Genomic DNA, 24989 nt, shown 5'->3' with positions numbered 1-24989 from the left:
CTACGCGCTTGCTATGAAACGCCGCAATGCTCTAATGATATCGAGTGCTGCCTGGTCAGTAATGCGTCCAGGATTCTGGTCGAACATGTGTGGAGCCCCCGGGTACACATGATGCTCTAAGGCTACGCCTGACCGAGAAAGTCTTAATGCAAAGGTGACGTCTTCCTCCAGGAATAAATCCAGAGCACCTACCGATATATAAGTCGGTGGCAAATCCCTCAGGTCTGCCTGCATCGCAGGTGAAAACAATCCTACTCTCTCATCATCAAGTTCATAGTTTCCGCGAAGGCAACTCCAGCAGAATTGGTTGGCGTTGGGCTGCCAGCCAATTGTGCCCGTGATGCTGTTCTTGTGAAGTGAGTCCTCTATGCCCGAGCGGTAATCCAGCATCGGATAGATTAGGACTTGGCCTGCGATGGGGTATACACCTCTGTCTCGAGCAAGGATAGACAGGGCAGCTGCCAAACCACCACCAGCACTGTGCCCCATTACGACCAATTTGCGAGTGTCGATATTGAGGGCGTGCCGATTCTCGAATAACCAGCCAAGAGCCGTGTGGCAGTCTTCGAGGGGAATAGGGAAGGGATGTTCGGGCGCAAGGCGGTAGTCTACAGCGACTATGACCGCCTTCAGCTCCTCAGCCAGATCGGCCAAATAGTCATCTGCCATTTCAGGTTGCCCGAGTACAAAACCGCCTCCGTGGATGTAAAGGATTACAGGAAGAGCTTTGCGCTCCGCTACGACATCAGGCCGGTGAAAGCAAAGGCGCAAACCCTCCCCGTCGTGAGTGGTCGTCCAAAAGATTTCACACCGCGCTAGTTCTGACGATTTGAACGTCGCATGGACACGTTTTCTGATGGCAGGCAGCGTATCCAGCGTCCACGTTTCCTCGCCAGGAGTCAAAAAGCTTCGGAAAGCGGGATCAAGCAGCTCATGTGGTTTCAACGTTCCGCCCCTTTTTTTCATGTGAGGAGGCGCCTCAAATCGAAGCGCCCTTCACGATGAACTACAACAAGATGGAGCTACAACCAGGCTTTGATTTGCGCACAAACGGCTGGCGTTGAGATGCCATATCGGTCGTGCAGAGTCGGTAGTGCGCCAGCGTCCAGGAATGCGTCGGGTAAAGCGATTTGCCGGAAGGTAGGCGTCACTCCATTACGCAGAAGTAGGCCGGCAACAGCCTCGCCGAGTCCACCGATAATTGAGCTGTTCTCGGCGGTTACTACCAGGCGTCCGGACTTGCGGGCCTCGGCCAGGATGGTCTGCTCATCCAGCGGCTTGATGGTTGGGACGTGCAGCACTGCAACATCGATACCGTCTGCCTGGAGCTGCTTTGCCGCTTCCAATGAACGCATCGTCATTAGCCCCGTAGAGATGATCAGGACATCGTTACCAGTGCGCAGAGTCTTGGCTTTGCCAATCTCGAATTTGTAGCCGTACTCGTCCAGCACCAACGGGACATTGCCACGCAGTAAGCGCATGTAGACCGGGCCTTGATGCGCAGCAATGGCGGGCACGGCCTGCTCGATTTCCAGTGCGTCGCACGGATCGACGATCATCAGGTTTGGCATAGCGCGGAAGATCGCCAGGTCATCAGTGGCCTGGTGGCTTGGGCCGTAACCGGTGGTTAATCCGGGCAAGCCGCAGACAATCTTGACGTTAAGGTTTTCCTCAGCGATGGCCATGCAAATGAAGTCATACGCACGGCGCGATGCAAACACCGCATAGGTAGTGGCGAACGGTACGAAACCTTCCCGAGCCATACCTGCAGCGGCGCTCATCAGCAACTGTTCGGCCATGCCCATTTGGTAAAAGCGATCCGGGTGAGCCTTGGCAAAGATGTGCAGGTCGGTGTACTTGGACAGGTCAGCGGAAAGGCCGACGATATCTGGGCGCTGATCCGCCAATACAGCCAATGCGTGTCCGAACGGGGCCGACTTAGTCGCTTGGCCTTCAGAGGCAATCGAAGCGATCATCGCCGAGGTGGTCAGGCGTTTTTTGATTGGCTCGCCAGTTGAAGTCGGCGTGTTAGCGGCGTTGCTCATTGGTCTTTTCCTTCTTCAAGGTTGCTCAGTGCCAGATCCCATTCGTGCTCTTCCACGCGGATGAAGTGGGTTTTCTCGCGGTTTTCCAGGAACGGCACGCCTTTGCCCATTTTTGTGTCGCAGATAATCACGCGGGGTTGGGCGGCTGGATGATTGCGCGCGGTATCGAAAGCGGCGACGAGCGCATCAAGGTCATTGCCATCGACGCGCTGAGTGAACCAGCCAAACGCCTGCCAGCGATCAACGATGGGTTCGAACGAGAGGATTTCGCTGGAGTAACCATCGGCTTGCTGGTTGTTGACGTCGACGATGGCGATCAGGTTGTCGAGTTTCCAGTGCGAAGCCGACATCACAGCTTCCCAGGTCGAGCCTTCATTCAACTCGCCGTCTGAGAGCAGGTTGTAAACGAAGGAGGGCGAGCCCTTACGCTTGAGTCCCAGACAGGCACCGACCGCGATGCCAAGGCCCTGACCCAGGGAGCCACCAGTGATTTCCATGCCCGGGGTGTAGGCGGCCATGCCCGACATCGGCAGGCGGCTGTCATCCGAGCCGTAGGTTTCCAGCTCATCGAGCGGGATGATTTCAGCTTCGATCAAGGCTGCATAAAGCGCAATGGCATAGTGACCGATAGAGAGGTAGAAGCGATCTCGCTCTTCCCAGTCGGGATCTGCAGGCCGATGGTTCATCGCATGGAAGTAGGAGACTGCCAGCAGGTCGGCAGCACCGAGGGCCTGGCCAACATAACCTTGGCCTTGAACTTGACCCATTCGCAGCGCATGGCGGCGAATGTTATGCGCGCGTTCAACCAAGGTCGTGGATGAAGCGAGTGAAGGATTAGTAGTCATGGTGAAACTCCATTAACTCAACGATTGACCAAAGCGGCGGGGATGCGCAGTACCAGAGCGGCGCCTGCGAACAGCACACCCGTGATCAGGTACATGCCAATGGCACTGGAGCCGGTGATAGTGGTGATCCAGCCAATCAGATAGGGCGAGCAGAACCCGGCAAGGTTGGCAAAGCTGTTGACCGCTGCGATGCCGGCGGCGGCGGAAACGCCTCCGAGTAATGTGGTCGGCAGCATCCAGAACAATGACGTCGCAGACAAAATGCCGGATGCGGCGAGGCAAAGGCTGAGGATGGACAGCGTTGGATTACCGCCCATTAGTGCCGCCAAACTTAGGCCGATTGCGCCGGCAATCATCGGCACGATGAGATGCCAGCGGCGCTCGCGATGTTTGTCACCACTGCGTCCCACCAGCAGCATGGCGGCAATGGCACAGAGATAGGGCAGGCTGGTCAGAAAGCCGATGTGCAGAGGGTCGGAAACGCCTGAATTACGCACCAGAGTGGGCAGCCAGAAGGTGATTGCGTACTGTCCCATCACCACACAGAAGTAGATCGCAGCCAGTAACCACAAACGACGGTCGCGAATGAATTCGCCGACGGAGGCATGGGTGACTTTCTGTTGGTCGTCTTCGGCCAGTTCTCGAGTGATCAAGGCTTTTTCTTCGTCGTTGAGCCAGGTGGCCTGATGCACCCCGTCCTTCAGGTAGCTCAAAACCAAAAGACCAACGACAACGGTCGGCACGGCCTCAAGAACGAACATCCATTGCCAGCCCGCCCAGCCATGCATGCCGGCGAAGTGATTCATGATCCAGCCGGAGAGGGGGCCTCCCACCATCCCCGACAGAGGAATGGCGATGAACCACAACACGGTCATGCGTGCGCGACGATAGGATGGAAACCAGTAGGTCAGGTAGAGCAAAAGGCCAGGCGCGAGACCGGCTTCGGCAATGCCTAGCAGAAAGCGAAGGGCATAGAACTGCCAGGCGGTTTCGACGAAGGCAAACATCGCCGAGACGATGCCCCAGGTGATCATGATGCGTGCGATCCAGACCCTCGCACCGACCTTGTGGAGAATGATGTTGCTGGGGACTTCACAGAGGAAATAGCCGATGAAGAACATGCCAGCGCCTAGTCCATAGACCGTTTCGCTGAGCGCCAGATCGTTCATCATCTGCAGCTTGGCAAACCCGACGTTGACGCGATCAAGGTAGGCGCACAGGTAGCACAGCATCAGAAAAGGCATCAGGCGCCAGGCCGTTTTACGGTAGGCATTGGAACGCACGGACGAAACCGCTTCGAGCGACAGGGTTGTCATGATGGTCTGATCTCTTGTTTTTATTGACCGCCGGGACATCAAGCCCGACGTGTCGTCGATCCAGAACCGCACGGGCCGCGCAGGCCCGCCCAGGTGTACTCAGTGAATTAGCATGCCGCCGTTCACATCCAGCGTGATACCTGTGAGGTAAGAGGACAGGTCGCTGGCCAAGAAGAGGGCTGCGTTGGCGACATCCTGTGCGGCGCCGAGTCGGCCCAGGGGAATACCGTCGATGATCGCGTGGCGGCGATCATCCTGCATCAGGCCCCCAGTGATGTCGGTGTGAATCAAACCAGGGGCGATGGAGTTGACGCGAATATTGTCCGGCCCCAGTTCACGTGCCATGGCTTTGCCCAGACCCAATACGCCAGCCTTCGCCGCACTGTAATGAGGGCCACCGAAGATGCCGCCGCCGCGCTGAGCAGAAACGGAAGACATGCACACAATGCTTCCGGAAGATTGTTGGCGCATGACTGGAATCACGGCCTGCGACATCAGCAGGGTACCGCGCAGACTGACGTCGAGCACCTTGTCGTAGTCTGAAGGGCGTATGTCCAGAGTCTTGAGTGGCTGAGTAATGCCGGCATTGTTGACGAGGACGTCAATGCGACCGAAATGCTCGATGATTTTGGCAACGACCTGCTGAACCTGCGACTCGTCAGCAACGTTGGCCGCCAGACCGAGATGACCTTCGCCTAAGGAAGCAGCGGCATCACGGGCAGCGGATTCATCCAGGTCAAGGATCACGACGTGAGCGCCTTGTTGCGCAAACGTGGTCGCTGTAGCGCGGCCAATGCCACGGGCAGATGCGGCACCAGTGATGATTGCGACTTTGCCTTGGAGAAGCATGGAGGAGTACCTCAAATTGTTTTTATTGGGTCGATCCGTCAAGAACCGATGACTCAGCTTGTTCTCCAAGGGTGGTCTGAGCAATAACGCGAATGTCACTCGATGCTGAAAAAAATTCAGCACTCGTCAAGGCAGTTGTCAGGTGATTGAATGAAAGACAAATCAAATAATCGTCAAAAAATGCAGTGGGGTGCCATGCGCACAGATGCTGATACACCAATCATCCTGCCACCGCTGAGAGCAATTCAGGCCTTCGAGCAAACGGCGCGCTTCGGAAACGTTGCCAGGGCAGCTGAAGTATTGGATTTAACGCCATCAGCTGTTAGCCACCAGTTGGCCAAGCTTGAGGGGATGATTGGCAGGCAATTATTCGTTCGAGCGGCCCGTGGTGTCTCCCTCACTCCGGTGGGGGAGCAGTACCTGAAAGAAGTCTCCGGGATCCTACATAGCCTTGCAGTGGCAACCGAACGCGCGGCCAGCGATGTCAGTCTCGATTGTCTGCGGCTGCACTCATCGCCCAGCTTCGGCCTGCTCTGGTTGATGCCGCGATTGGAAGCGTTCCGTGCAAGTCATCCCGATATCCAGCTCAACTTGTCATGTTCTTACGAGTCACTGCACTTCAGCCGGGACAAGATTGATGTGGATATCCGCCATGGGATGCCCAACTGGCCAAGCTATGAGGTTCGCACGGTTCAAAATGAAAAATTCGCCGTACTGACATCACCGAAATTGCTGGCGCTACGACCTGTCCGAGTGGCGTCGGATCTACTCGATTGTGATTTGGTACTGTCTGAAGCCACACTGCTGAAGTGGCCACAATGGTTCGCCCAACATGGTTTGGCTCGACCGGAAAGACCCTACACATTGAGTTTCGACCGATCCTATATGTCACTTGAGGCCGCTAGCCACGGGCTTGGATTCGCGTTGGAGAGTACGCTGCTCGCGCAAAAGTACCTCGCGTCCGGAGCGCTAGTAGAAGTTGCGCCAGAATCCCTCAGCGCTCCAGTGGCCGCTCACCATTTAGTCTTCCCAAAGGCGCATTCCGGCTTTCCGCGTGTGCGGCGCTTTTTAGAGTGGATGGAAAGTGAGTTGGGACATGAATTCACGTATTGAGTGGCGCGTAAGAATCTTAGAATAGAAAGTAAGATTCCGTGACTGTACTCAAGCCGCGTGCCTGCCGATGGCTCACGGACGGGAAGCCACCTCATCCAAGTGCCGCAGCAGTCCCAGAGGATCCTCGTAGACGCGGAGTGCACCAGCACGTTCAAGCTCTCCAGTGTCGTAACCACCAGAAAGCAGCCCTATACCCGTTGCCTTACAGCGGCGTGCGGCAAGCATGTCCCAGATGGCGTCGCCTATCACCAGGCAATCTTCGATGGGTACATTGAGTTTGCTTGCAGCGGCGAGGAAAAGGTCGGGATCGGGCTTGCCATACTTCACGTTATCACGGGTGATGAGATTGACCTCCGCGATATCCACGCCCAATGCCTTCAGATTGATCGCCGCAGTGTCCATGCCACCGCTGGTCGCAATACACCACTTGAGCTGATCGCGGTTTAGCGTATCGAGAAGCTCTACAGCGCCAGGGAGAGCGGTTATCTGGTCTTGCAGACCCTTGTAGGCTTCAGCATGTTTATCGCTGAGTCTTTTAGCTTGGTCTGGTTTGATTTCCAGGCCGGTCTCACGGGCTAACATCTTGAGCATCAGCCCGCCGCTCATACCGATTTTTCTGTGAATTCGCCACATGGCCAACGGTATGTCTTCTGAGTCGAGCGCGGTTTTCCACGCGAAAACATTCTGGTAAACGCTATCAGTCAACGTGCCATCAAGATCAAATATGAATGAGGTTTGCTGGCGCATACGTGACACCTCCGTAAAGCAAATTTCAGGTAGTAGATGTCGCGTATTGGAAATATGGGTCGCATCGAACACCAAGGGAGCTGACGTTAATCCTTGAGTCTTTCCAAGTCGGCTGGGCCGGGTTCCACACGTGGTTCGTCGCCAAGAAACTCATCTTCCCTAACAACTCGTTCGTCATCTGTTAAGCCTGTTTCTGACACGTCTGAGACGAGAGCAGAATCTTTCAGTGCTTTGCTGTTTTTGGATGAAACGGAGTTTTTTTTCAGTCATGAGATTTCTCCTCGACGCTCGAAATTTGAAGCGTTCAATTTTTCGAAAGCACATGGTCTGAGTCGTTCCGTCTTTCGCAAATTTCGAAACGCTGCAGCCGTAGAGCATGAATGGCAGTGCGGTTTGCTTTGCCTTGCTTCCGCTTTTTCGACGAGGTTTTTAGCGCGAACAGATTTGGTTCAAGTAGAAAAAGGGCCCTTGAAGGTCTTTTTTTATCTGCCGGCAGTGTTTATTGGAAATTTACCTTGAGCCAAAGGTTAATCAGACTCACGAAGCAAGCTGAACCATTCAGCATAAGGGGAGTTAGTGACCCGGAATCTATTGAAATCAGGACTGCCATCAGCCCACCAAACAGCGCCCCGCTCACCAAGCGCTACTTTGGCCACTTGTACCTTCTCCCAAGCGCGCTTTAGCTGCGATTCGTCCTCCGAATCTTTCGCTTTCTTCACCTCGCGTCGAGCTGCCATGAGTGCATCGACAAGACGCTGGCGCACGCCCTCTTCCAATGACGGGTTTGAACAGCGCCACAACTGCCCTTGGACAACGAAGTAACGACCGTCAGGGGTCACAGGATGCATTTTCTCACCTCTGATTTTTCCAAGGGCGCTGTACCAGGGAATTCACGAAGGACGACTACCTCAGCTTTCGGATAGGAAGGCGTTTAGCTTGTTTGACCCCAAAGAGTATTCCCAGTAATAGCGCTGCTCCCCCCGCCAGGAGTATGGGATAGGGATGTTTACCCGACATCCAGACGCCCTCAACTCCTTGTTGAACGCTTGTTGAAGTAGGGCGATGTCCCGATGACGATGGATTACGACTGATCGAAATGTCAGAGGGATCGATCTCTGCTTCGTAGGGCATTTCGTTCAAAGGTAAACGCGCACCGTCTGCAAGAATGAGGGTTAGGTCTTCTACAGTGCCGGCGAGTCGATTGGGGAATACTGGCTCACCCGTGGGATCAAGCTCATCGTAATAAAACTGCTGTCCTTCCAGCCAACCAATCGCCGTCATCAATTCGGGGCCAAGGTAATATTTCCCGTCGAGGAAGAAGCCTGGGAAATGTCGTGTGCGTTCGAGACTTTCTACGATGTAACGCTCGCCTGCCTTCATACCGGTTGCTGGGTTAATCATGATGAAGCCCTCAGATTCGCTGGTGTTGCGATAGAGGATGGGGTGTGGCGCAACGTTCCATCGAGATGACTGAAAGGCTGAGTGGCGGGGAGGTGACGGTCGGTAAGCCAATAAATCGAACACTCGAAATACAAACCCTCTCCAAGCTACATGCCCCCACCATTGAGGGTACTGAGAGGTGTGTATGAATAGCGATCCAAAGCTGCAAGGTGGGATGGGTGAGGATGACCCTATGCCGACATCGCCTGATCCATTGAGCCCAGGCCGCACCGAAGTTGATCCAATGAAAGAGGAAGGAGTTGACGAACTTCCGGATAACGAAGGTGAGCGCCCGCTTGATGATGACGACGTCGGGCTCGACCCTGAGCGTGTGCGGGAGGAGACGGATAATGCGGTGATGGATAATCAGCAGGATCCGCGTTAATCCTCGGACACCCCTTGCACAATCCTCAATTGAGTTGGCCAGGGAGGGCAAACTCGGATGGAGTGCATGCAGAACTGGACAGTTGATTACATATTTGGCGCAAAAAAAGACCCGCGATGGGGGACGGGCCGGGAATCACTAAAGGAGCTGTCACAACCGTACACCTGCAAATGTGAAATTATCGTGACGGGTGTTTCAGCGTTTTTCAGAATCAAGACTATTCAAGGATACGGGAGTGGCCTCCTGTAGCGAGCTCGGCAGCTGGTCTTCCAGTTTGGGGAGAGCTACTTCTACAAGGGGCCACTGGGTCGCGAAGCTCTGATTTTCTGTCGAAGCAGAAAGCTTGTGATGCAGATATTCGATCTGCTGCCTCACAAAATGAGCTGAGTACGCTGCGGTTGAGATGACGAATGCTACTCCTAGAATGGCAATCGTCCTGAGGGTTGACATGGCGCTTCCTTATGTAGAACCGTTAACTCAAGCGCGGTGCGTGCATTGGAAATGCGGCACAAGATCCTCGGAAGCCACCACGGCTTGATCATGAATTGCAGACAGAACGAGGTCGAACTTTACGATTGGCGTAGACGGAGGATTGCGTCAGTAATTCCCTGAGCATTTTTGTCGAGCGTTTCCATCGCTGCATTTGCGTTTGCTGCAGCGTCTCCAGCTCCATGTTCAGATAGCCACTTCGTAACCTCTTCAATGGCTGCGCATATTGCATGCTGGTTGTGGAGCAGCAGTGTGAGCGCGTCTGCTGTATTAACGTTTGCTTCAGAGTTAGCTCGCATCGTTATCGTCCGTAATAATTGATTCATTGACTCTGTCCATCGGTTGCGAGCATGAACTACACACCCGTTCAATTGATTCCCTAATTAACGTGATATCAGCTAACAATGGAGACCGGGCTCTCAGTTTTTTTAGCGTGGAAACAACATCGTAACGGCAAAACGAAACCCCCAACCCTGCGGCCCGTCCTCCGGACTATCGATCCAGTAACGGGGCCCGGCCTGCACTGTTAACGGCTGCCCCCCAATCTTCAACAACTGAGTAACGGTCAGGTTGATCGGCACCGACCATTCGCGCGATTGCCAATTGTAGGTAGATTCGGTGTTCACGCCCCACGTGGTCAATGTGCTTGTGGTGTAGGAAAGGAAAGGCTGCAGGAAGGTCTGATTGACTTTGTCCTTATCGTCCGGAGGGCTGCCGTCTAGGCCCCAGATGTGATTAGCGAGTATGCCGTGAGTCCAGCCGTTTTCCTGTTTCAACGCGACAGCAGTCGGGCCCAGTCCCCACTGTTCGCTACCGAGTAATTCATCGCTGCCCGTGGGAATCAGGATCGCGGGCCCAGCACCGAGTATCCAGCCACTCTCGGTAGGTTGTTTAGGTGAGAAGAAAAAGCTCTGCGTGATATCACCAACGCCGGACTTGTCCGCTGCACCGTCAGGCGCCAGACCATGTTGATCGATGACCGGTAAGATGGTGCGAGAAATGAGGTTCCAGTCGTCGTTGAGTGTGAAAGGCAGCACAGGTTGGATATTTGTGACGCTATGCATACCCTCACCTGTGGGCCCCATTTTTTGATCCCAGTTGTACTGCACTGGCAGGCTGTACATGGCCGCTACGGGATTGAGTGCTTTTTTGGCCAACTCTGCAGAATCTTCCGCTGCGGCGATAGGCATAAAGCACATCGAAGCGATCAAAGCGGGGCACGTGTACTTCAATTGAGATTTGATTTTCATTGCTGAGCACCTGGAAGCGGCGAAAAACGCGTGATGTGGAGACGGCTTAAGGTGTTGATGACATTGTTTGGAAGGCGCCTATGGAGCCTTTTGCAATACTCAATTTCTTCTACGTTCTACGGTTCAGAAATTGGTGTAGGTAGAGGGCCCAAAAACATTCTTTTCAAACGGCCATGCCCTAATGCACGTGCCAACTCCGACATGACGCAATACACAAATATTAGGGTAATGAGCAAAATCTGCACCGCCCAGAATTGAGGCCAGTTCATGGACGTCCACAACGCAGAGTTAGCATCCATGAAGGATGGTGCCTCTTTCCAGTATTCGTAGAGTCGTTCCAGATAGTGAACAACCAACGCGACCAAGGCGTACATGACTGTCTTCCAACTGACATTCCAGATCAGTGGCTTTTCAGGAAAGCGATTAATGAAGGGAAGCATATCAGCGACTAGGACGGACTTTCCGAGCACCAACGAGGCGAGCAAGATCGAACCTGAAACTGGAAGCGAAACGCCCGTACCCTTCATCATAAGTGCACGGATGGCGGCTACAATATGCAGTATTACGAAGAAGAAAATGGTTGGCGGTATCGCCTTCATTACTTCGTGCTTTATAGTTTGCATGACAGCTTTCATATTAAACCTCCAATAGTGCCGCAGACGCATCAGAGAATTGAAGTATCGTCTCAGAAGCGCCAGGTCGCTCCACCACCAATGATGTGCAAGGCCGAATTACGGTAGGTTCCCGAAAGACTTTCGCCCGAGCGCGACTTCGTTTGCTCGACCTCCATATCTCCCAGCCAAACCAATGTATAGGCCGCGTGTATGTCCAGCCCTTCATCGACTTGGTAGTTAATACCTGTGGCCAGACGCCAAGCTTCCCCCATAGGGTTGTCAACGGTGCGATCTTTATCGTCGACCGCCGAAGTGTCGTAACCCACACCCATGCTCCAGCGTAGCTTTGAGGTCGCCTGATATTGGGCACCAACAGAAGCGTGCCAAGTATCCTTATACTTCCGGTCAGCCGAACGGCTTACGTCGGCAGCGTTGGCGTCAACTTCAACCCCGATGTTGCCGAATTCGCTCCAGTCCTGCCAACCGAGACTGCCCAACAGCTTCCACTGCGGATCGAGATCGTGCGCGACACTGACCACAACCGTCTGCGGAACCGACATGTCCAATTCCAGAGAGTCAACATCCAAGCGGCGCAACGCTGCGCTGATGATCGGGTTATCGACTTTGCGCACGTCGGGCTTATCTTTGAACTCCAAGTCGATTTTGCTGGTATAGGCGAGACCAATCTGGGTGCGCTCGCTCAGCCTGTAGAGTAAACCGAAGTTAACCCCTACTCCGACGTCGGTATCCTTGTACTCAAGCTGACCATCAGGGCTATCGCGCAACCCAAGAAGGTTGTTGTTGATAGCTGTCTCGTTCCGGTAATAGCCGTACATGATGCGGGGGCCGATACCAATGGAGAGGTCATCTGTGAATTTGTGTGCGAGCGTTGGTTGAAATGAAATGCCGATGATCGCTGCTTCTTGGTTGAAGTAGCGACCAGCCCAATCATCGTCATAATCAAGTGCTAGCCCAAAGTTGCCATACATGCCGAAGCCAATGGCGGAGCGGTCATCGATTTGATGGCTGATAAAAAAACTGGCGCCTGGAAGGTATTGCAAGGCGTTGCCGCCTTCATTGCCGTCGAACTGATTGCGACTGTCGCGAGAGAAACCCAAATCCCCCAGAATGACCTGCGCATTTGCACTGATCTGGGTGCCTGACAACTGGGTAATACCCGCCGGATTGCTCATGAGCACGCTGGGATCGGTTGCGAGCGCTGCGGATCCTGCATTAGCCAGACCATTACCTTCCTGCCCCGCCTCATAAACCAGGATACCGCCTGCACAAGCGTCCCCTGCGATCAAGCTCAAGCCTAAGGCCAATGTAGAAAAGCCAAACCTGCCGGAGTGATTGTTTCGAAACATACGCATCCTCTGCGAGGGGTCATGCCCAGACGAAATTCGCTTCTTACTATTGAAGATCGGTGGAAAATACGGTCGTCAGCATCGTGTCTGCGTTGTAGATAGCGCATTGGTACGCTTAAGTTCGACAGAACAATCTGACGACCGGATTTCCATTACTTGTTTTTGAGTAAGTGGAAGGATTTGGCAATATCCTGAGCCCACACATCTAGCACGGCTTTAAAGTCATTCGCCTGCATGACTTGGGCGGAGTTATCCAGATCCGCACCCGCGCCCTTACGCACTACTTCTGCGACCACTCTGCTATCACTACCGTCGAGAAATGCAGCTTCGGTCGCTAGGCTCGTATCTTGGTCTCGGATACCGGTCGCGGCACTGACGCCTGCTGCGACCAAGGCGATTGGGATCACCTCGTAAGGACGAAGGCCTTTGGTTTCTGCGCTCACAGCTGTGATAGCTGGTCGCACCACAAGTACACCTGGGCCAGGTGCGGAGGCTAAAGTTAGCTCCCGCGAAAATGCATTTTTAAGGGTTTGATCGTAGTATTGGGTGATGCCTTGCAATGTTTTCAGCGGCAATTTCGCCGTAGGTTGAGGTTTAGGATAGAGCTGGCTCGGTTCGATATAGACGCTGGTGTATTGCTTTACATCCACTTTCGGATCAATCCAGCGCATAACAGCCGCTCCCGAAGGCGACTTGTCTTCTTTCAAAATACTGTAGTCCTTTAAAAATCCAGAATACTGAGTGGGATCGACGTATTTATCGGCGCATCCGGAGAGAGCCACCGTCAATAAAACCAAGGATGCGGACAATGATTTGATTTGCATATGAATGCTCCATACGATTCTATTCATCTTGCATGATGTCGGCAGCATTCTCACGCTGCCGACATTTCAAACTTCATGGCTACTTTTTAAGGCGTCACAATGTTGAACCAGAATTCGAAGTTGTCCATGTAGGACACCAGTTCCTCCAGTTTGCCTTGCGCACCGTCAACTTTGATATCACCGGAGGCTATTGCATCTTTCAAAGTAGTCTCCTTCAAAACGATCTTGTTAAGAGTGTCTCGAGTGAGAGTGATTTTTGCATCGGCGTCCTTGGCTTCAACGCCTTCAGTGTGATTGAGCACACCATTCTCCATTTCCACCGAGTATTTCTGTTTCAGGTCAGTGAAGTCGAAGTTGAGCGATAGACGTTTGCCATCGGCTTTTGACCCATCCAAGCGCATTGCCAGGAAGTCAAAGAACAAATCAAGATCCATGGCTCGCACGGTGTCAGGACTGGCGGTATCAGGTGTTGGCAGTTTCATCACACCTTCGCGCAGCTCTTTGGCACCGGTGAGATAGAAGTTACGCCATGGCCCACTTTCCGCTTGGTAACCCAGTTGTTCCAGTGCGTCGGCTTGCATATTTTTAGCCGCTTGGTTGCTTGGGTTTGCAAACACCACATGATTAACTACTTCCGCGACCCAGCGGAATTCGCCCTTATCGAAATATTCTTTCGCTTTCTTCAGAACGGCATCTTCGCCACCCATCATCTCGACATAATGTTTGGCACCTTCCACCGGTGGCAATTCGTTCAAGGTTGCTGGGTTACCAGTGAACCAGCCCATGTACAAAACGTAGGTCGCTTTGACGTTATGGTTCACCGAACCGTAGTACCCACGGTTGGAGAACTTGTTGGCGATTTCCTTCGGTAGTTTGAACTGCTCCGCGATCTCGACCATGGTGTAACCCTTGTTGATCATGCGCAGGGTTTCATCATTGATGTAGCGGTACATGTCGCGCTGGGAAGACAGTTGCTCGCGGACTTCCTTGTTGCCCCACACTGGCCAGTGGTGCATGGCATACATCACTTGAACGTCGTCGCCCCACAGCTTAAGTGCCTCGTTCAGGTATTTCGACCATGGCAGAGGCTCGCGGATCTTCGCGCCACGCAGCGAGTACGTGTTGTGAAGGGTATGGGTGGAATCTTCTGCAGTGTTGAGTGCTTTCTTTTCCTTGATGTAATAAAGCATCTCGGCTGGAGCTTCACTGCCCGGCGCATAGAGGAACTGATACGTCAAGCCATCAATGACGCGAGTTTCGCCAGTCTCCTTAATGATGTCGGTAGGAGGAATCAGTGACACCGTACCTGCCGACGTTGTGGTGCCCAAACCGGCGCCCAGTTGACCGGTTGGAGTAGGTGGCAGCAAGTTACCGTACATGTAGCTGGCGCGACGACTCATTGCCGTACCGGCCATTACGTTCTCGGATACTGCATGCTCTACAAACCCAAGCGGAGCATAAATCTTCACCTTGCCAGCCTTCACGTCCTCTTCGTTTACTACACCACGCACACCGCCGTAGTGGTCAACGTGACTGTGGGTGTAGATCACTGCCACCACAGGTTTTTTCGGGCGGTGTTGGTAGTAAAGATCCAGCGCGGCCTTGGCGGTTTCGGTAGAAATCAGCGGATCGAAAACGGTAATGCCGTCTTTGCCTTCAACGATGGTCATGTTCGACAGGTCGTAGTTGCGAACCTGGTAGATGCCATCGGTTACTTCGAAGAGCCCGGAGATATTGATCAGTTGGGACTGACGCCATAGGCTCGGGTTCGTGGTATCCGGCGCTTTTTCGCCTTCTTTGATGAAGTTGTATTTAGCCGGATCCCAGATCACATTGCCCGACTGACCTTTGATCACGCCGGTAGGCAGCGGCGCGATGAAGCCCTTGTGCGCCAGTTCGAATGAGGTTTTGTCATTGAACGGCAGCTCTTTGAGCAGCGCCTCATTGGCCGTTTTGGTGAATTGTGTTGCCGGTTTCGGCTTCTCAGCTTCCGCTGCAAATGCTTGGGATGCCAAGGCAAATGCCGCTACGAACGAGCACATTAGCCCTACGCCTCTGAGAGGTCGTGCAACCCCATGGGAATGAATCTGAGCTATTGAATTCTTCGCCAACTTCATCGTCCGTGCTCCTTGTTAGTCGGAATGCGCTAAACCTAAAGTGATAAGCGCAGGCACAAATAAAAGTAGTAGGCACTGGAAATTTGTCGAGAAATTCTTTCATTTCCTCACGTTACAGTCGCATACCGAGGAAAAAATGAGAACAGATCGACCATTTGTCACGAGGCTGTGGTGTTTGCAAGCCAGAGGTTTTTTTCGTTTTTTCCTCCCTTTTAGGGGAGAGTATTTAGCTAGATCGCGAGTTAAAGATAATGATGAGAACAAGACTCAAAAGCCTGTTGTAATTGGGGCAATATCAGCGTCCATCCTGCTTGATTCTTAAGGGAGAAGCCCATGGCCGATAAATCAGCGGCTGCGGTTTTCTTCGGAACTTCCCCCTAACTCTCCCCACTACTGCCTCCCCATTGCGTGCAGCAAGGAGAAAGCATGACAACGCACAGGCTAATAGCGAAGGGCTTGCAGTTGAATGTTTCTATCTGCGGGCAAGGCTCGCCGCTGCTTTTGCTCAATGGTTTAGGTGGCTTGATTCGTACCTTCGATCCGTTGCGCTATGAACTGGAAGACTTCACGACCATCACGCTGGACGTGCCAGGGGTCGGCAAGTCGCAAATGCCCCGTTGGCCCATTCGCCTGCCAAGCCATGCCGACGTGATTGCAGAGATGCTCCAGCAATTGGGAATCGACCAAGTGGATGTGTTCGGGGTGAGTTGGGGAGGTGCACTGGCCCAAGAATTCGCTCTTCGTTACCCGAACATGGTACGCAGGCTGATCCTCGCGGCGACCTCTCCAGGCCCAGTGCTGTTGATGAATCCCGCTGACGTTATGGATTTTTTCCGCAAGAGTAAAAACGCCAAAGTGCGCAAGCAAGATAGCTCCCGCAATTCAATTCACACGCTGCTGCGGCTCGGTGTGATGAAAGGCATGCTCTCTGTTAATCCGCGTACCTACTATTTCCAGCTCGCAGCCTTGATCGGTTGGACAAGCCTGCTTCGGTTGTCCCGGCTGCCTCAACGCACGCTGGTTCTTACCGGCGACCGCGATCCATTGATACAGGCGTACAACGCCCATATCCTGCGACGCACAATTCGCCGTGCCGAACTACACATTCTTGAGGGCGAGGGGCATTTTTTCGTGGTCACAAGCGCAAAGCGAACTGCCGAACTGATACGAGAATTTCTCTGCCAGCGGCACGATGACTTAGTCGAATCTTGCACTGCCAGCAAATCGAAAATACCGACGATCAAATAAAGCACTCCTCGGGCGGCGTACCCTCCCCGAGCGAGTATTACAACGCTGCGTTGCGCGGGCATGGGATCCATTTCCAAGAGTGATTCAAGCGCAGACCCACCTCGCTGAGTAGGGTTCTTTTCCTCTGGGTATGCTGCAACATATGATCCCCGAAGGTCAGGGGCAGGATTACTTCAGCCGCTAGACACGACCTCACTTAATGTCCCTTAAAAGGGACACTAACCTAGCTTTTGCCACTTAGTGACCCAGTTTAGGGTCATTAACGGATGTCTGTTTTGCGCTCAAAAATTAGCGCGGGGAGCGCTGCGACTGAGGCCGATTCCCTAGTGCCAAAATCTGCTGTCTCTAAATGCATAGCGGAAAATACCGGTTCGCGGCAAGTAGAAGACAGCTTTGTTAAAATAGCTGATTGGAAATGGAGCAATGGGGGGCTGGTCTAGTTCACAAGACGGGGTCGAGCACGATCTAATGCTGTCCTGCCATCGCTCCTTCGAGCCTACGGCTCGGCTCAGTACGTCAGCAAGACCGCAGATCTCAACGCACGAATCGCTTCAGTGACCGTCGACTCGCTATCACTTTCCCCCGTATCTCGTCAGGGTCAATCGACATGCCGCCATCAGGTGTCACGCGGAGCGACTGCAGCTTATTAAGGGCAGCTACGAAGGCGCGATCCCTCGCTTGCTCTGAGCCAGATCTTTTGTCAGGCCAAACGAATTCAACGCATCTTCTAAACAAGTTCATATCGTTCTCCATTGACGTCGACTGCTCATCACATAGCTTCAGCGAATGATATCTGGGATCTACTACTCTCAGCGACGGACGCTGATGTGCTGGGCCATAAAAGCTTAAGGCGCGGCGGTCAATCTTCATGCATTGACCGCCTGGCCGGCTTCACCGCAGGTGTTAGGTGAGTGAGCGATTAGCCGCTAGATATTGGACAGCTTGCTCGAGACCCGTTCTGCTTTTGATGAGGTCACGAGGTCGACTACACAAACTACGATTCTCGCTGCAGAGCCAGTTTCTTGCATTTCGCTCGTCACCAACGGCTGCGAGTAATGACTGATACACCTCAACTAAAAGCAAAGCACGGCTCCACGCGTCACTGCTCGGTCGAAGCAGTTCATGTCCATGGCGGAGAAGCAGCACCGACGAAACAGGCTCGTTCAAGACAGCTGAAAGTTCAGCGTCATCAAGCCCCAGCCCTTCGCCGGCCCGGATAAAAGCTTTGCCAAGTACAGCGCTTTCAGCGCTCGAAGCGGATTCCATGCTCCACCATATGGTCTGTGATAACTGGTCTGTAATGTCATTCTATGCTCTGTAACGCTGCTTACGTTACAAGTCAAAAGTTACGTTACTGTCTGTGATTAAACTCAAACGGCAAGCGGAGCGCGCAGGCGTGCGGGATGGGAGCCCGCAGGGCCGAGACGTGGCTTGCTACGGTTCGGTTCACGACAGCCCTCCGCCAACGGCGGCACGCCACTGTCGAGCCCAGCTTCAACCAACCCGAAAGAGGCTGAAATGACCCACGAAGAACTCCGGAAGCTGGAAAACACCAGGCGAAGAGCCCTTTGGGAGATTGCCAGATTCCTTCCTGGTGATTTGGAGGCAGCCGATGCCTTGGCCATCCTTGATGAACTCGACGAGGAAGAGCTAAACGGCAAACCCTTCACCGATAAGCCACTTGAACTCAACGACGTTCGTCACTCTGTCCCGGTGCAGCCTCACCAGTGCGGCATCGACATAGTATTGGAAATGAATATTCCCCAGCCATGGAGAGAGCGCTTCCTTCAGGCGAGCATCGGATCAACGCGACTCCCCGAAGCGCCATATGCTGGCGACTGGGAGAAGTTTCTGCGCAAGTGGGAATCCGAGATGGCCCACCTTGAGAGGCATAGAGCGCTCAGAGCGGACGTTGATAGCTCTAGCTAAAACAAGGAGGCCGTGCGGGGCATTACCGAACATTGCACCCTACGAATGCCCCCCCCTGCGCCAGAAGCTACTCATCCACCGCTGCATCCTGCCAGCTATCGCGAGCGCCACGTCTGTGTGCGATTAAGCTTTCTACGGCGTCGGTGGCTGATAAACCTTCGCGCTCCCGTACGAGTAAAAAAATCCTGGTCAAGCATTGCCTGGTTTTCAGCTACCAGTCTTGGAAAGGGGTAACAGTATCAGCAGGCGAGCGCCCGTCAGAGGCATACGACCTAACAGGGTCGACTAGAAAAATGTCTCCATTGGCCCGCTCTAGTAGAGCTACCCACAGCCCATGGGAAATGGTCGTGCGACTCTCATGTCGATGGCGATATGAGGGTACCCGCAGCAGCTCAGGAACTCGGCTAATGACGACTTCGCACGCGACGCGGAGCACCTCGAAGGGAGCGTCACTCATCCCTATGACCGAGCTGTGCTGCTGTTTGGGTATAGATTGGTAGGGCTCGTCTATTTTGACCGGATATTCGCAAGCTAACTGGAAAGCCAGAGCACCGAAGCGGTCGGCACTGAGCGATGAGGCGAGGCCTTCGATAGCCTCGAGCTCATGCAGGTTGCCCCGTGTCAAAGCTGTCAAATTCCCCGCACTTGCCCGGCAGCTCGATAAAACTGTTCACTGACTCGCTATCCTGCGGCCAACCACGCCATCCTGTGATCAAACATGCTGGCAACAATCGATTTAAGCTTCATCCAGCCAATGCGGTTAATGCATTTGAACTGAAAGGCAAGCGGAGCGCGCAAGCCGACAGGCTGAAAGCCCGCATGGCCAAGACCTGTCGTAGACATGGCTTGGTTAACGACAGCCGTCCCTGCTAGGGCATGACACCACTACCGCAGCGTTGATGATTACCGAAAGGTGCGATGATCAAATGATCGGGACACAACTCCCTGTGCGCAAAGATCATACGTTTTGCGCAACGCTACCTCGTCGCCAGAACAAATCCTCGGGTGCAGCATCTTGAGGTGCATCGTGTCGCGTGCCCTGTTAGTTAAGCTTAGGCCGGCAGATAGTGATCGTTGAGCTTAAGAAAGGCAGGGTGAAAGGGGGCGATTCAGCGAAGCGGATGAGGATCGTTTCGCACCACATACACGAGGTTGTAGGAATTTCAGGTGGTAGTTCCGTAAGTCCGGATCTGAGCGGGGGGTGGCAGGTAACTGCCATCCCCACAGCGACCTATTCGGTTTTTTTTGATTCAATTAGCGGAGGACTTCGTCAGATGCGAGATTTATCTATGCGGGTGGACGAAATCAGTTCAACCACGTTTCGTTCTTTCACCTTAGCCTTGAGCGTCTGATTCTCGTCCAGCAGTACCTCATTGATGGATGCGATGGTCGCGAGCTTGGCCCGAAGCTCCTCAATCTCATGACGGTAGCCCGCAGACTTCTGACGCTCAGCAATAAGATCTTGATGTTTGACATCTCGCATGGCACGACTGGATCGTCCCTGGAGCTCTCGTATAGCCTCTGCGATTGCTGGATAGTAATTATGGATGAGTGCCGTCGATACTCCGGCCTCACGAGCCACAGCGGCGATGGTCAGCTTTGTTTCGCCGCTACGAGAACGACCTTTTTGGATAGAATAGATGGCTAGCTTCAGATCCTTCGTTCGATCCACGGCAGGCTTGTAATTGGCTGATTTGTCCTTGCTCTTCATGCGCTTAGATCCTTTGGAGGCACGCCCAGCTGTACCAAAACCTCTCGGCAGCGCTTCAGGTCGCGCTCAACGCGTTGGCGACCTCCTTCACCAATGTCCTTGCAGTTCAGCAATTCTTTAAGGTCATCGTAGAGTCGCTGGTAGATAGGCGCGTGGGCGTGTCCGATCACTGAATGGTCGCAACCGCTACAGCGGGTACGTTCAAGTGTATTGCCGATGCAGCCGTCGTTGTCCGCCGTACACCAAGCATGGCCATTGCTGCGGATAGCAGTGCTTTCAGCGATGGATTTCAACATCGATGCGTGATCTTTGAAGATCAGCAGATTTTGCGGCTCCCGCTGCCATCCTTTGATGGCGCGCCCGTAGCCTCCTGCCAACGATTCTTCCCCCATCCAATTGTCGACGACGCCTAGTTTGATATCTTCCAGCTCATCTTGGATTTCCATGTACAGCTCAAGATCCAGATGCTGTCCCCAGCTATCGTCCATGGCATAACCGAGCGTCATGTCCATTGACCAGTGAGCGTAGTGCTCCTTTAGGTAGCGCAAGTCGCCAAAACGGCTGTGCGCTGCGTAGTTAGCGAACTTTCTCCGAAATTGATGGCTGGCTAGGCTCCAATTCAACCCGCAATCGTTGGCGAATGCTTTCAAGAGGGCGCCCCAACTGGTGATCGATAGTGTGCGGACTTGGTTGCCCTCAGTCATATAGACTCCTAGGAAAAGCGAATTACGATGTCTGTAAGCCTCAGCGATTTCTGAATCCTGCGGATTGATTCGACGCCGTTGAATGATTTCGTCGGCGATCATCGTTTGGAAGGGCGCAGCCCAGCGTTCCATAACGCGCAAAGCTCGCACTGCGGCCTCTGGGATCATCCAGTCATGAGTTCCTTCACCGGTTTTTTCGGATTTAGAACGCATCCAGTGATAGATCGTCCCCTCGTCGTCCTCAGTACGGCGGTGCGCTCCCGATTGCAGGTTGGACAACTCGTGATTGCGGCAACCTGAGGTGCTCGCGAGGACGATGTAGCAAGCCGTGCGCAGGTCTAAGAGTGACTTATTGAATATCTTCAAGCCTCCTGCCCAGCCCATGGCAGCCAGATGCCGGTTTTTACTTCGTATTACGTCAAAGATGTTTTGGGCCCCAACCTTCGATGCGATGCCCTTCAAATCATCGCGCAGGTCGAGCAATAGCTTGCCTCGTTCCACTTGCTGATGAGCCTTTTCGAACAAGGTGCAGAACACGTCATCCGGGATCAGGGGCGTTTTCCCTCCACTGACCCTACCGATAATTCCCGCTAAACCTTTTGCAGAGGTGTCGGGCCAGGGATGTTGCAGTATTGGGTCGTCGGTGTATTGGCTGAGCTCATAGATCGCCTCTACCGCTCGGTAGCGCTGACTTAGTGAGTCTAGCGACAGTGGCTTGCTCGATTTGGGGAGCCTATGAGCCCTGCAGGCCGCCAGATAGGTCGCTGCGATAATGGGAGTGACCGCACCCATATGTTCGATCCCTAGCATGTCCAAATGCCGCAAGAATGGGACTGCACAATCAAAGTATAGGCGAAGAGTCCCGCCCTTAGGCCGATCCGCTCCGCTACGCCCACGTCTCATATATCGATAGATGATCGCCTTCATCGTCGCGCGGAATGCCGGTGGCAGGCTGCCGAAGATGAGTTGCCTCCTGCAGGCCGGGACGTTGCTAGGCAAACCGTTAAGCTGCCAAATATCGTCACTGTAGCGGCTGAGGATGACCCATTGTCCGTCGACCTGGGTGGCGGTGATGATCAGGTTGTCGCGATCTGAGTCGGAAATCCCACGCACATCGCCAGGCTGAGCGGTGATTATCGACCAAGCTAATTCTTCCGAGGTGTTGTCACTCATGAAAAGACCTCCAGGCTGTCGATGAGATCAACTGACCAGAACGGGTGTGGTTGGATACGGGCGCGCTCACGAGCGGAATCAACTGCTGCAGCCTTGAATGTGCCACGACGCAGTCCTTCGGCGACGATGTAATGGTCTATTAGACGAGGGATGTGTGCGTAATCGCGAGCCCAGCGCCGCTTGTCCACTCGGGAGCGTTCACTCAGTACGCGGAAGTAGAAGCTAAAAAGTTTGTACAGGTCTTCGGCGGTCACTGCGTAGTGTTTACAGCGCAGGCAGTTCATGAAGTTCATGCAGGTCGCGCCTTCACGTTTTGGGGCGAACTGACCATTCACTGGGTCGCCACAGCGACCTAGAGGAGTGTCTTTGTAGGTCGCGCCGATGGTCGCAGTCAGCAACTCCTGCACTAGCATTTCTCCCATGAACGTCCAGTTTCGTCGGGCATCCTCACTGGGCGCTAGATAGTTTTGATCGGCTACCCGTGGGGTGTTGCCAAGTGCGGAGGCGGTGGTGGCGAGATCGCCATCCGTCAGCTCGAAGATTCGGTTGGCAAAGGTTTTACGCAGGCGGGATATGTTGATGCGCAGTGGATTTCCGTCGCTATCCTTTAAGTCATATTTGGCTACAAGGCGATCAATAGGTAACTCCAAAGAGTTCTTAACCAGCGTTGTAACTTGGCCTGATGAGTGTATCGAGCAGTTGCGGAACAGCCACACGCGTCCTTTGAGGTCATTCGGAGCCTCTGAATCCAATGGCTCAGTCAGCACCATTACTCGGCGGATCAAGCGTTCTACGTTGGTTCTGACGCTGGGCATTGCCTCTAGCAGACGCTCAGTTTTCGATTCAGCCCGCAAAACTACTTTACTTGTGTTGTAGCCACGCCGCTTCCACAGCACCAAGAAGACGGAGTCCTCTTTAGGATGCGGGCGCAAGCAGTTGCGGCCCATTTCCAGCAAGGGAGTGAGATTACGTCCAGTGTGTAGAGCTATGACAAGTAAGGCATATACCAACAGGTCGCTAGTGATCGGAGTGCCATCGATCCATATGGGTTTGATGCTATGTCGCAATGCCGCCGCAAATTCTTGCCGCTCGCGCTTCGAGAGCGCTATCTCGCCCTTCATCTTGCGGTTGGAGTTCGGAAATGGATTGCGGGGAAAAGTGGCTGCATCGCCAGATGCGATCAAAGGCAAGAGCCCACGCCGTGCAAGAGCAAGAAGAACTGCTTTGGTTTTTGAGTAGTAGTTTTTCTGAGTGGTAGTCGATGTGCCCCGTCCAGATAGGTGGCCAAGAAAGCCATCGATAAGGATTCGGTTCACATCATTCAACGTTAGGTCGCGCTCGAACGCTGTCGCTTGGAGAGTGCAGTAATCGAGGAAAAACACCAATCCACAGTTGCAGTAGTTTACAACAGTAGCACCCGAGACAATGCCGTCTTGACCCGCCAAGAAACGCTCAATTTGACGCTGACAGGAGTAGGTGATGGCATCGATTCCAGCACCGTACCATCGGGCGAAATCGAATCTCCTGAGGGAGCTTGAGTTGCGCCCAAAGTTAACCATAGTGATTTGCGGAGGGATAGCGTCGGGCAAGATGACCACGTTGCCTGCAGTATCGAGGCTGTGCTCGACTTGCGGGACGCTAAGGTCAGTCTTAGTAAATACTTTGCGCTTCCCCATCAGGCTGCTCCCGCCATTTCATTCAGCTCGTCGTCATACGCAAGCACGGCTTCATCGGCCATTTCGTTGATCAGGTGCAGATACACCATGGTGGTCTGAATCGAGCTGTGTCCAAGTTGACGCTGCAGGTACACCAGGGGATCGAGTCCGTTTTGAGGGTTACGCTGAAGGTTAACCAGGGTGTGGGTTGCGTAGGTGTGCCGCAGCATGTGCGTATGGACTTCAATTCCAGCTAGCTTCCCGGTCTCGCTGATGATCCGGTTCAGGCTCTTGCCGGCGCTTCCGTAGGTCTCTCCGAGATGGTTGAGGAGCAGTGCCTTTTGGTTTTTGCTCAGAGATGCGCGCTCGCCTCGTACCTTGGACACGTAGCGGTAGATTTCGGCCATGAATTTGCGGCTGACCCAGATTTTTCGTTCCTTGCTACCTTTGGTCTCCATGCCGGTACCATCGCACGGGTCAAGCTTAATTCGGAGATTGCGCTCGGTTCGCCCTGCTTTGTCAGGGTCAAAAACATATGCCACTGGAAAGGTGGCAAGTTCGTTACGACGCAATCCCGTATGCAACGCTAACCGAATCATCATCCGGTGGTGTGGGTTCTCCGCTGCCGCCAGGAGCGACTTGGTCTGGGCCATGCTCAGGAACTTGGGCAATGGTTTGTGACGACGCGGCATCACGTCATTCACCAGCGCTTTACCTCCACTGGCACCAACATGCTCCAGGAAGCTGGTCTCGTGCGTTACGGTGCGCTCTTCATGGCCGAACGGCAGGCGCTTGACCCAGCCTTTATCCAGGGCGAACTCGTAGAACTTGCAGATGTACGTTAGTCGCTGGCGAGTAGTGTTCCGGGCCAGCCCGCAATTCTCTAGGCAGTAGTCTCTGTAGGCAGCAGCAAGGCTTTTGGCTTCACCGCGATCTACGTCTCGCCAATCCAGATCATGGGCTTGCAGGAAGCAGAAGAAGTCGTACAGCGCCCGTCCGGTATTCGGCCAGGATTCCTTTGAACCAATTGCCCCACGAAGGAGGTAGTAGCGGAAGAATTGGTTGGCTTGGCTGCAGCTCTCCATGGAGTCCCACAGCAGAATCGGAAACCCTTGATAAGGTTGCCCGGCGATCACGAAATCTTTGGTTCCCCAAATAAGTTCCATCT

At 53.6% G+C, this 24989-nt stretch carries 24 protein-coding genes and 1 pseudogene; 4 read left to right on the top strand and 21 right to left on the bottom strand.

Translation table 11 applies throughout. The features are described 5' to 3' along the window. The 5 genes from AD669_RS20775 to AD669_RS20755 form a co-directional block, all read right to left on the bottom strand. Complete coding sequence (locus AD669_RS20775; protein WP_156316180.1) at positions 1-945, bottom strand: alpha/beta hydrolase; 945 nt, start codon at positions 943-945, stop codon at positions 1-3. A 77-nt stretch (positions 946-1022) separates the two neighbouring features. Further along, positions 1023-2045 carry a transketolase family protein gene (locus AD669_RS20770; protein ID WP_053123168.1) on the bottom strand — a complete coding sequence of 341 codons (1023 nt, stop codon included), beginning with the start codon at positions 2043-2045 and terminating at the stop codon, positions 1023-1025. Continuing rightward, positions 2042-2890, bottom strand: a complete 849-nt coding sequence (locus AD669_RS20765; RefSeq protein ID WP_053123166.1) for a transketolase — start codon at positions 2888-2890, stop codon at positions 2042-2044. The genes AD669_RS20770 and AD669_RS20765 overlap by 4 nt, the downstream gene beginning before the upstream one ends. A 17-nt stretch (positions 2891-2907) precedes the next feature. Next, positions 2908-4206 (bottom strand): MFS transporter, encoded by a 1299-nt coding sequence (locus AD669_RS20760; RefSeq protein WP_053123164.1) that lies wholly within the window; start codon positions 4204-4206, stop codon positions 2908-2910. A 99-nt stretch (positions 4207-4305) separates the two neighbouring features. Next, complete coding sequence (locus tag AD669_RS20755; protein ID WP_053123162.1) at positions 4306-5055, bottom strand: SDR family NAD(P)-dependent oxidoreductase; 750 nt, start codon at positions 5053-5055, stop codon at positions 4306-4308. 195 nt (positions 5056-5250) lie between these two features. Here AD669_RS20755 and AD669_RS20750 point away from each other — a divergent pair, with 195 nt between their 5' ends. Further along, positions 5251-6168 (top strand): LysR substrate-binding domain-containing protein, encoded by a 918-nt coding sequence (locus AD669_RS20750; RefSeq protein WP_053123320.1) that lies wholly within the window; start codon positions 5251-5253, stop codon positions 6166-6168. Positions 6169-6240: 72 nt separating this feature from the next. On the opposite strand, the gene AD669_RS20745 is transcribed toward AD669_RS20750, so the two are convergent. From AD669_RS20745 to AD669_RS20735, 3 genes are all read right to left on the bottom strand, one after another. After that, a complete protein-coding gene (locus tag AD669_RS20745) occupies positions 6241-6915 on the bottom strand; it encodes an HAD family hydrolase (protein ID WP_053123160.1) in 675 nt (224 codons plus the stop codon). 527 nt (positions 6916-7442) lie between these two features. Next, a complete protein-coding gene (locus AD669_RS20740; protein ID WP_053123158.1) occupies positions 7443-7763 on the bottom strand; it encodes a hypothetical protein in 321 nt (106 codons plus the stop codon). 55 nt (positions 7764-7818) lie between these two features. Continuing rightward, a complete protein-coding gene (locus AD669_RS20735; RefSeq protein ID WP_053123156.1) occupies positions 7819-8316 on the bottom strand; it encodes a hypothetical protein in 498 nt (165 codons plus the stop codon). 184 nt (positions 8317-8500) lie between these two features. Between AD669_RS20735 and AD669_RS20730 the strand changes: the two genes are divergently transcribed. After that, the gene (locus AD669_RS20730) at positions 8501-8740 is read left to right on the top strand and encodes a hypothetical protein (RefSeq protein ID WP_042559149.1); all 240 of its coding nucleotides are present in this window, start codon (positions 8501-8503) and stop codon (positions 8738-8740) included. 195 nt (positions 8741-8935) lie between these two features. Here the strand turns inward: AD669_RS20730 and AD669_RS20725 are convergent, their stop codons facing one another. The 7 genes from AD669_RS20725 to AD669_RS20695 form a co-directional block, all read right to left on the bottom strand. Continuing rightward, on the bottom strand, positions 8936-9190 hold the full coding sequence (locus AD669_RS20725) for a hypothetical protein (protein ID WP_053123154.1): 255 nt from the start codon (positions 9188-9190) through the stop codon (positions 8936-8938). 119 nt (positions 9191-9309) lie between these two features. Beyond that, positions 9310-9528, bottom strand: coding sequence for a hypothetical protein (locus tag AD669_RS20720; RefSeq protein WP_053123318.1), 219 nt, complete (start codon positions 9526-9528; stop codon positions 9310-9312). 129 nt (positions 9529-9657) lie between these two features. After that, the gene (locus AD669_RS20715) at positions 9658-10428 is read right to left on the bottom strand and encodes a transporter (RefSeq protein ID WP_256218903.1); all 771 of its coding nucleotides are present in this window, start codon (positions 10426-10428) and stop codon (positions 9658-9660) included. 167 nt (positions 10429-10595) lie between these two features. After that, a complete protein-coding gene (locus AD669_RS20710) occupies positions 10596-11114 on the bottom strand; it encodes a hypothetical protein (protein ID WP_053123151.1) in 519 nt (172 codons plus the stop codon). Positions 11115-11164: 50 nt separating this feature from the next. Then, positions 11165-12460, bottom strand: coding sequence for an OmpP1/FadL family transporter (locus AD669_RS20705; protein ID WP_156316177.1), 1296 nt, complete (start codon positions 12458-12460; stop codon positions 11165-11167). 152 nt (positions 12461-12612) lie between these two features. Further along, entirely contained in the window at positions 12613-13284 is a 672-nt protein-coding gene (locus tag AD669_RS20700; protein ID WP_053123147.1) for a DUF3313 domain-containing protein, read from the bottom strand. Positions 13285-13370: 86 nt separating this feature from the next. Continuing rightward, positions 13371-15401: an alkyl/aryl-sulfatase gene (locus AD669_RS20695; RefSeq protein ID WP_256218899.1), complete on the bottom strand. Its 2031-nt coding sequence runs from the start codon at positions 15399-15401 to the stop codon at positions 13371-13373. Positions 15402-15827: 426 nt separating this feature from the next. On the opposite strand from AD669_RS20695, the gene AD669_RS20690 reads away from it, so the two are divergent. Further along, positions 15828-16649 (top strand): alpha/beta fold hydrolase, encoded by an 822-nt coding sequence (locus AD669_RS20690; protein WP_053123143.1) that lies wholly within the window; start codon positions 15828-15830, stop codon positions 16647-16649. Here the strand turns inward: AD669_RS20690 and AD669_RS28840 are convergent. Together AD669_RS28840 and AD669_RS29085 are read right to left on the bottom strand one after the other, a co-directional pair. Then, positions 16598-16711: pseudogene (locus AD669_RS28840) on the bottom strand (DUF1206 domain-containing protein); the annotation flags it as partial. The gene AD669_RS20690 and the pseudogene AD669_RS28840 overlap by 52 nt on opposite strands. 841 nt (positions 16712-17552) lie before the next feature. Next, entirely contained in the window at positions 17553-17915 is a 363-nt protein-coding gene (locus tag AD669_RS29085) for an antitoxin Xre-like helix-turn-helix domain-containing protein (protein ID WP_082341480.1), read from the bottom strand. Between the two features lie 252 nt (positions 17916-18167). On the opposite strand from AD669_RS29085, the gene AD669_RS20680 reads away from it, so the two are divergent. Next, the gene (locus AD669_RS20680) at positions 18168-18578 is read left to right on the top strand and encodes a hypothetical protein (protein ID WP_053123140.1); all 411 of its coding nucleotides are present in this window, start codon (positions 18168-18170) and stop codon (positions 18576-18578) included. 1270 nt (positions 18579-19848) lie between these two features. On the opposite strand, the gene AD669_RS20670 is transcribed toward AD669_RS20680, so the two are convergent. The 4 genes from AD669_RS20670 to AD669_RS20655 are packed head-to-tail and all read right to left on the bottom strand — an operon-like array spanning position 19849 to position 24987. Further along, complete coding sequence (locus AD669_RS20670) at positions 19849-20289, bottom strand: hypothetical protein (protein ID WP_053123136.1); 441 nt, start codon at positions 20287-20289, stop codon at positions 19849-19851. Then, positions 20286-22166 carry an integrase gene (locus tag AD669_RS20665; protein WP_053123134.1) on the bottom strand — a complete coding sequence of 627 codons (1881 nt, stop codon included), beginning with the start codon at positions 22164-22166 and terminating at the stop codon, positions 20286-20288. Before AD669_RS20665 ends, AD669_RS20670 begins: the two co-directional genes overlap by 4 nt. Next, on the bottom strand, positions 22163-23842 hold the full coding sequence (locus AD669_RS20660; protein WP_053123133.1) for a hypothetical protein: 1680 nt from the start codon (positions 23840-23842) through the stop codon (positions 22163-22165). The genes AD669_RS20665 and AD669_RS20660 overlap by 4 nt, the downstream gene beginning before the upstream one ends. Beyond that, positions 23842-24987: a site-specific integrase gene (locus tag AD669_RS20655; protein WP_053123131.1), complete on the bottom strand. Its 1146-nt coding sequence runs from the start codon at positions 24985-24987 to the stop codon at positions 23842-23844. Before AD669_RS20655 ends, AD669_RS20660 begins: the two co-directional genes overlap by 1 nt. Between the last annotated feature and the right edge of the window lie 2 nt (positions 24988-24989).

It is taken from the genome of Pseudomonas sp. P1.31 (assembly GCF_001269815.1).
GTDB lineage: Bacteria > Pseudomonadota > Gammaproteobacteria > Pseudomonadales > Pseudomonadaceae > Aquipseudomonas > Aquipseudomonas rustica.
This window is presented reverse-complemented; position numbering and strand designations above follow the sequence as displayed.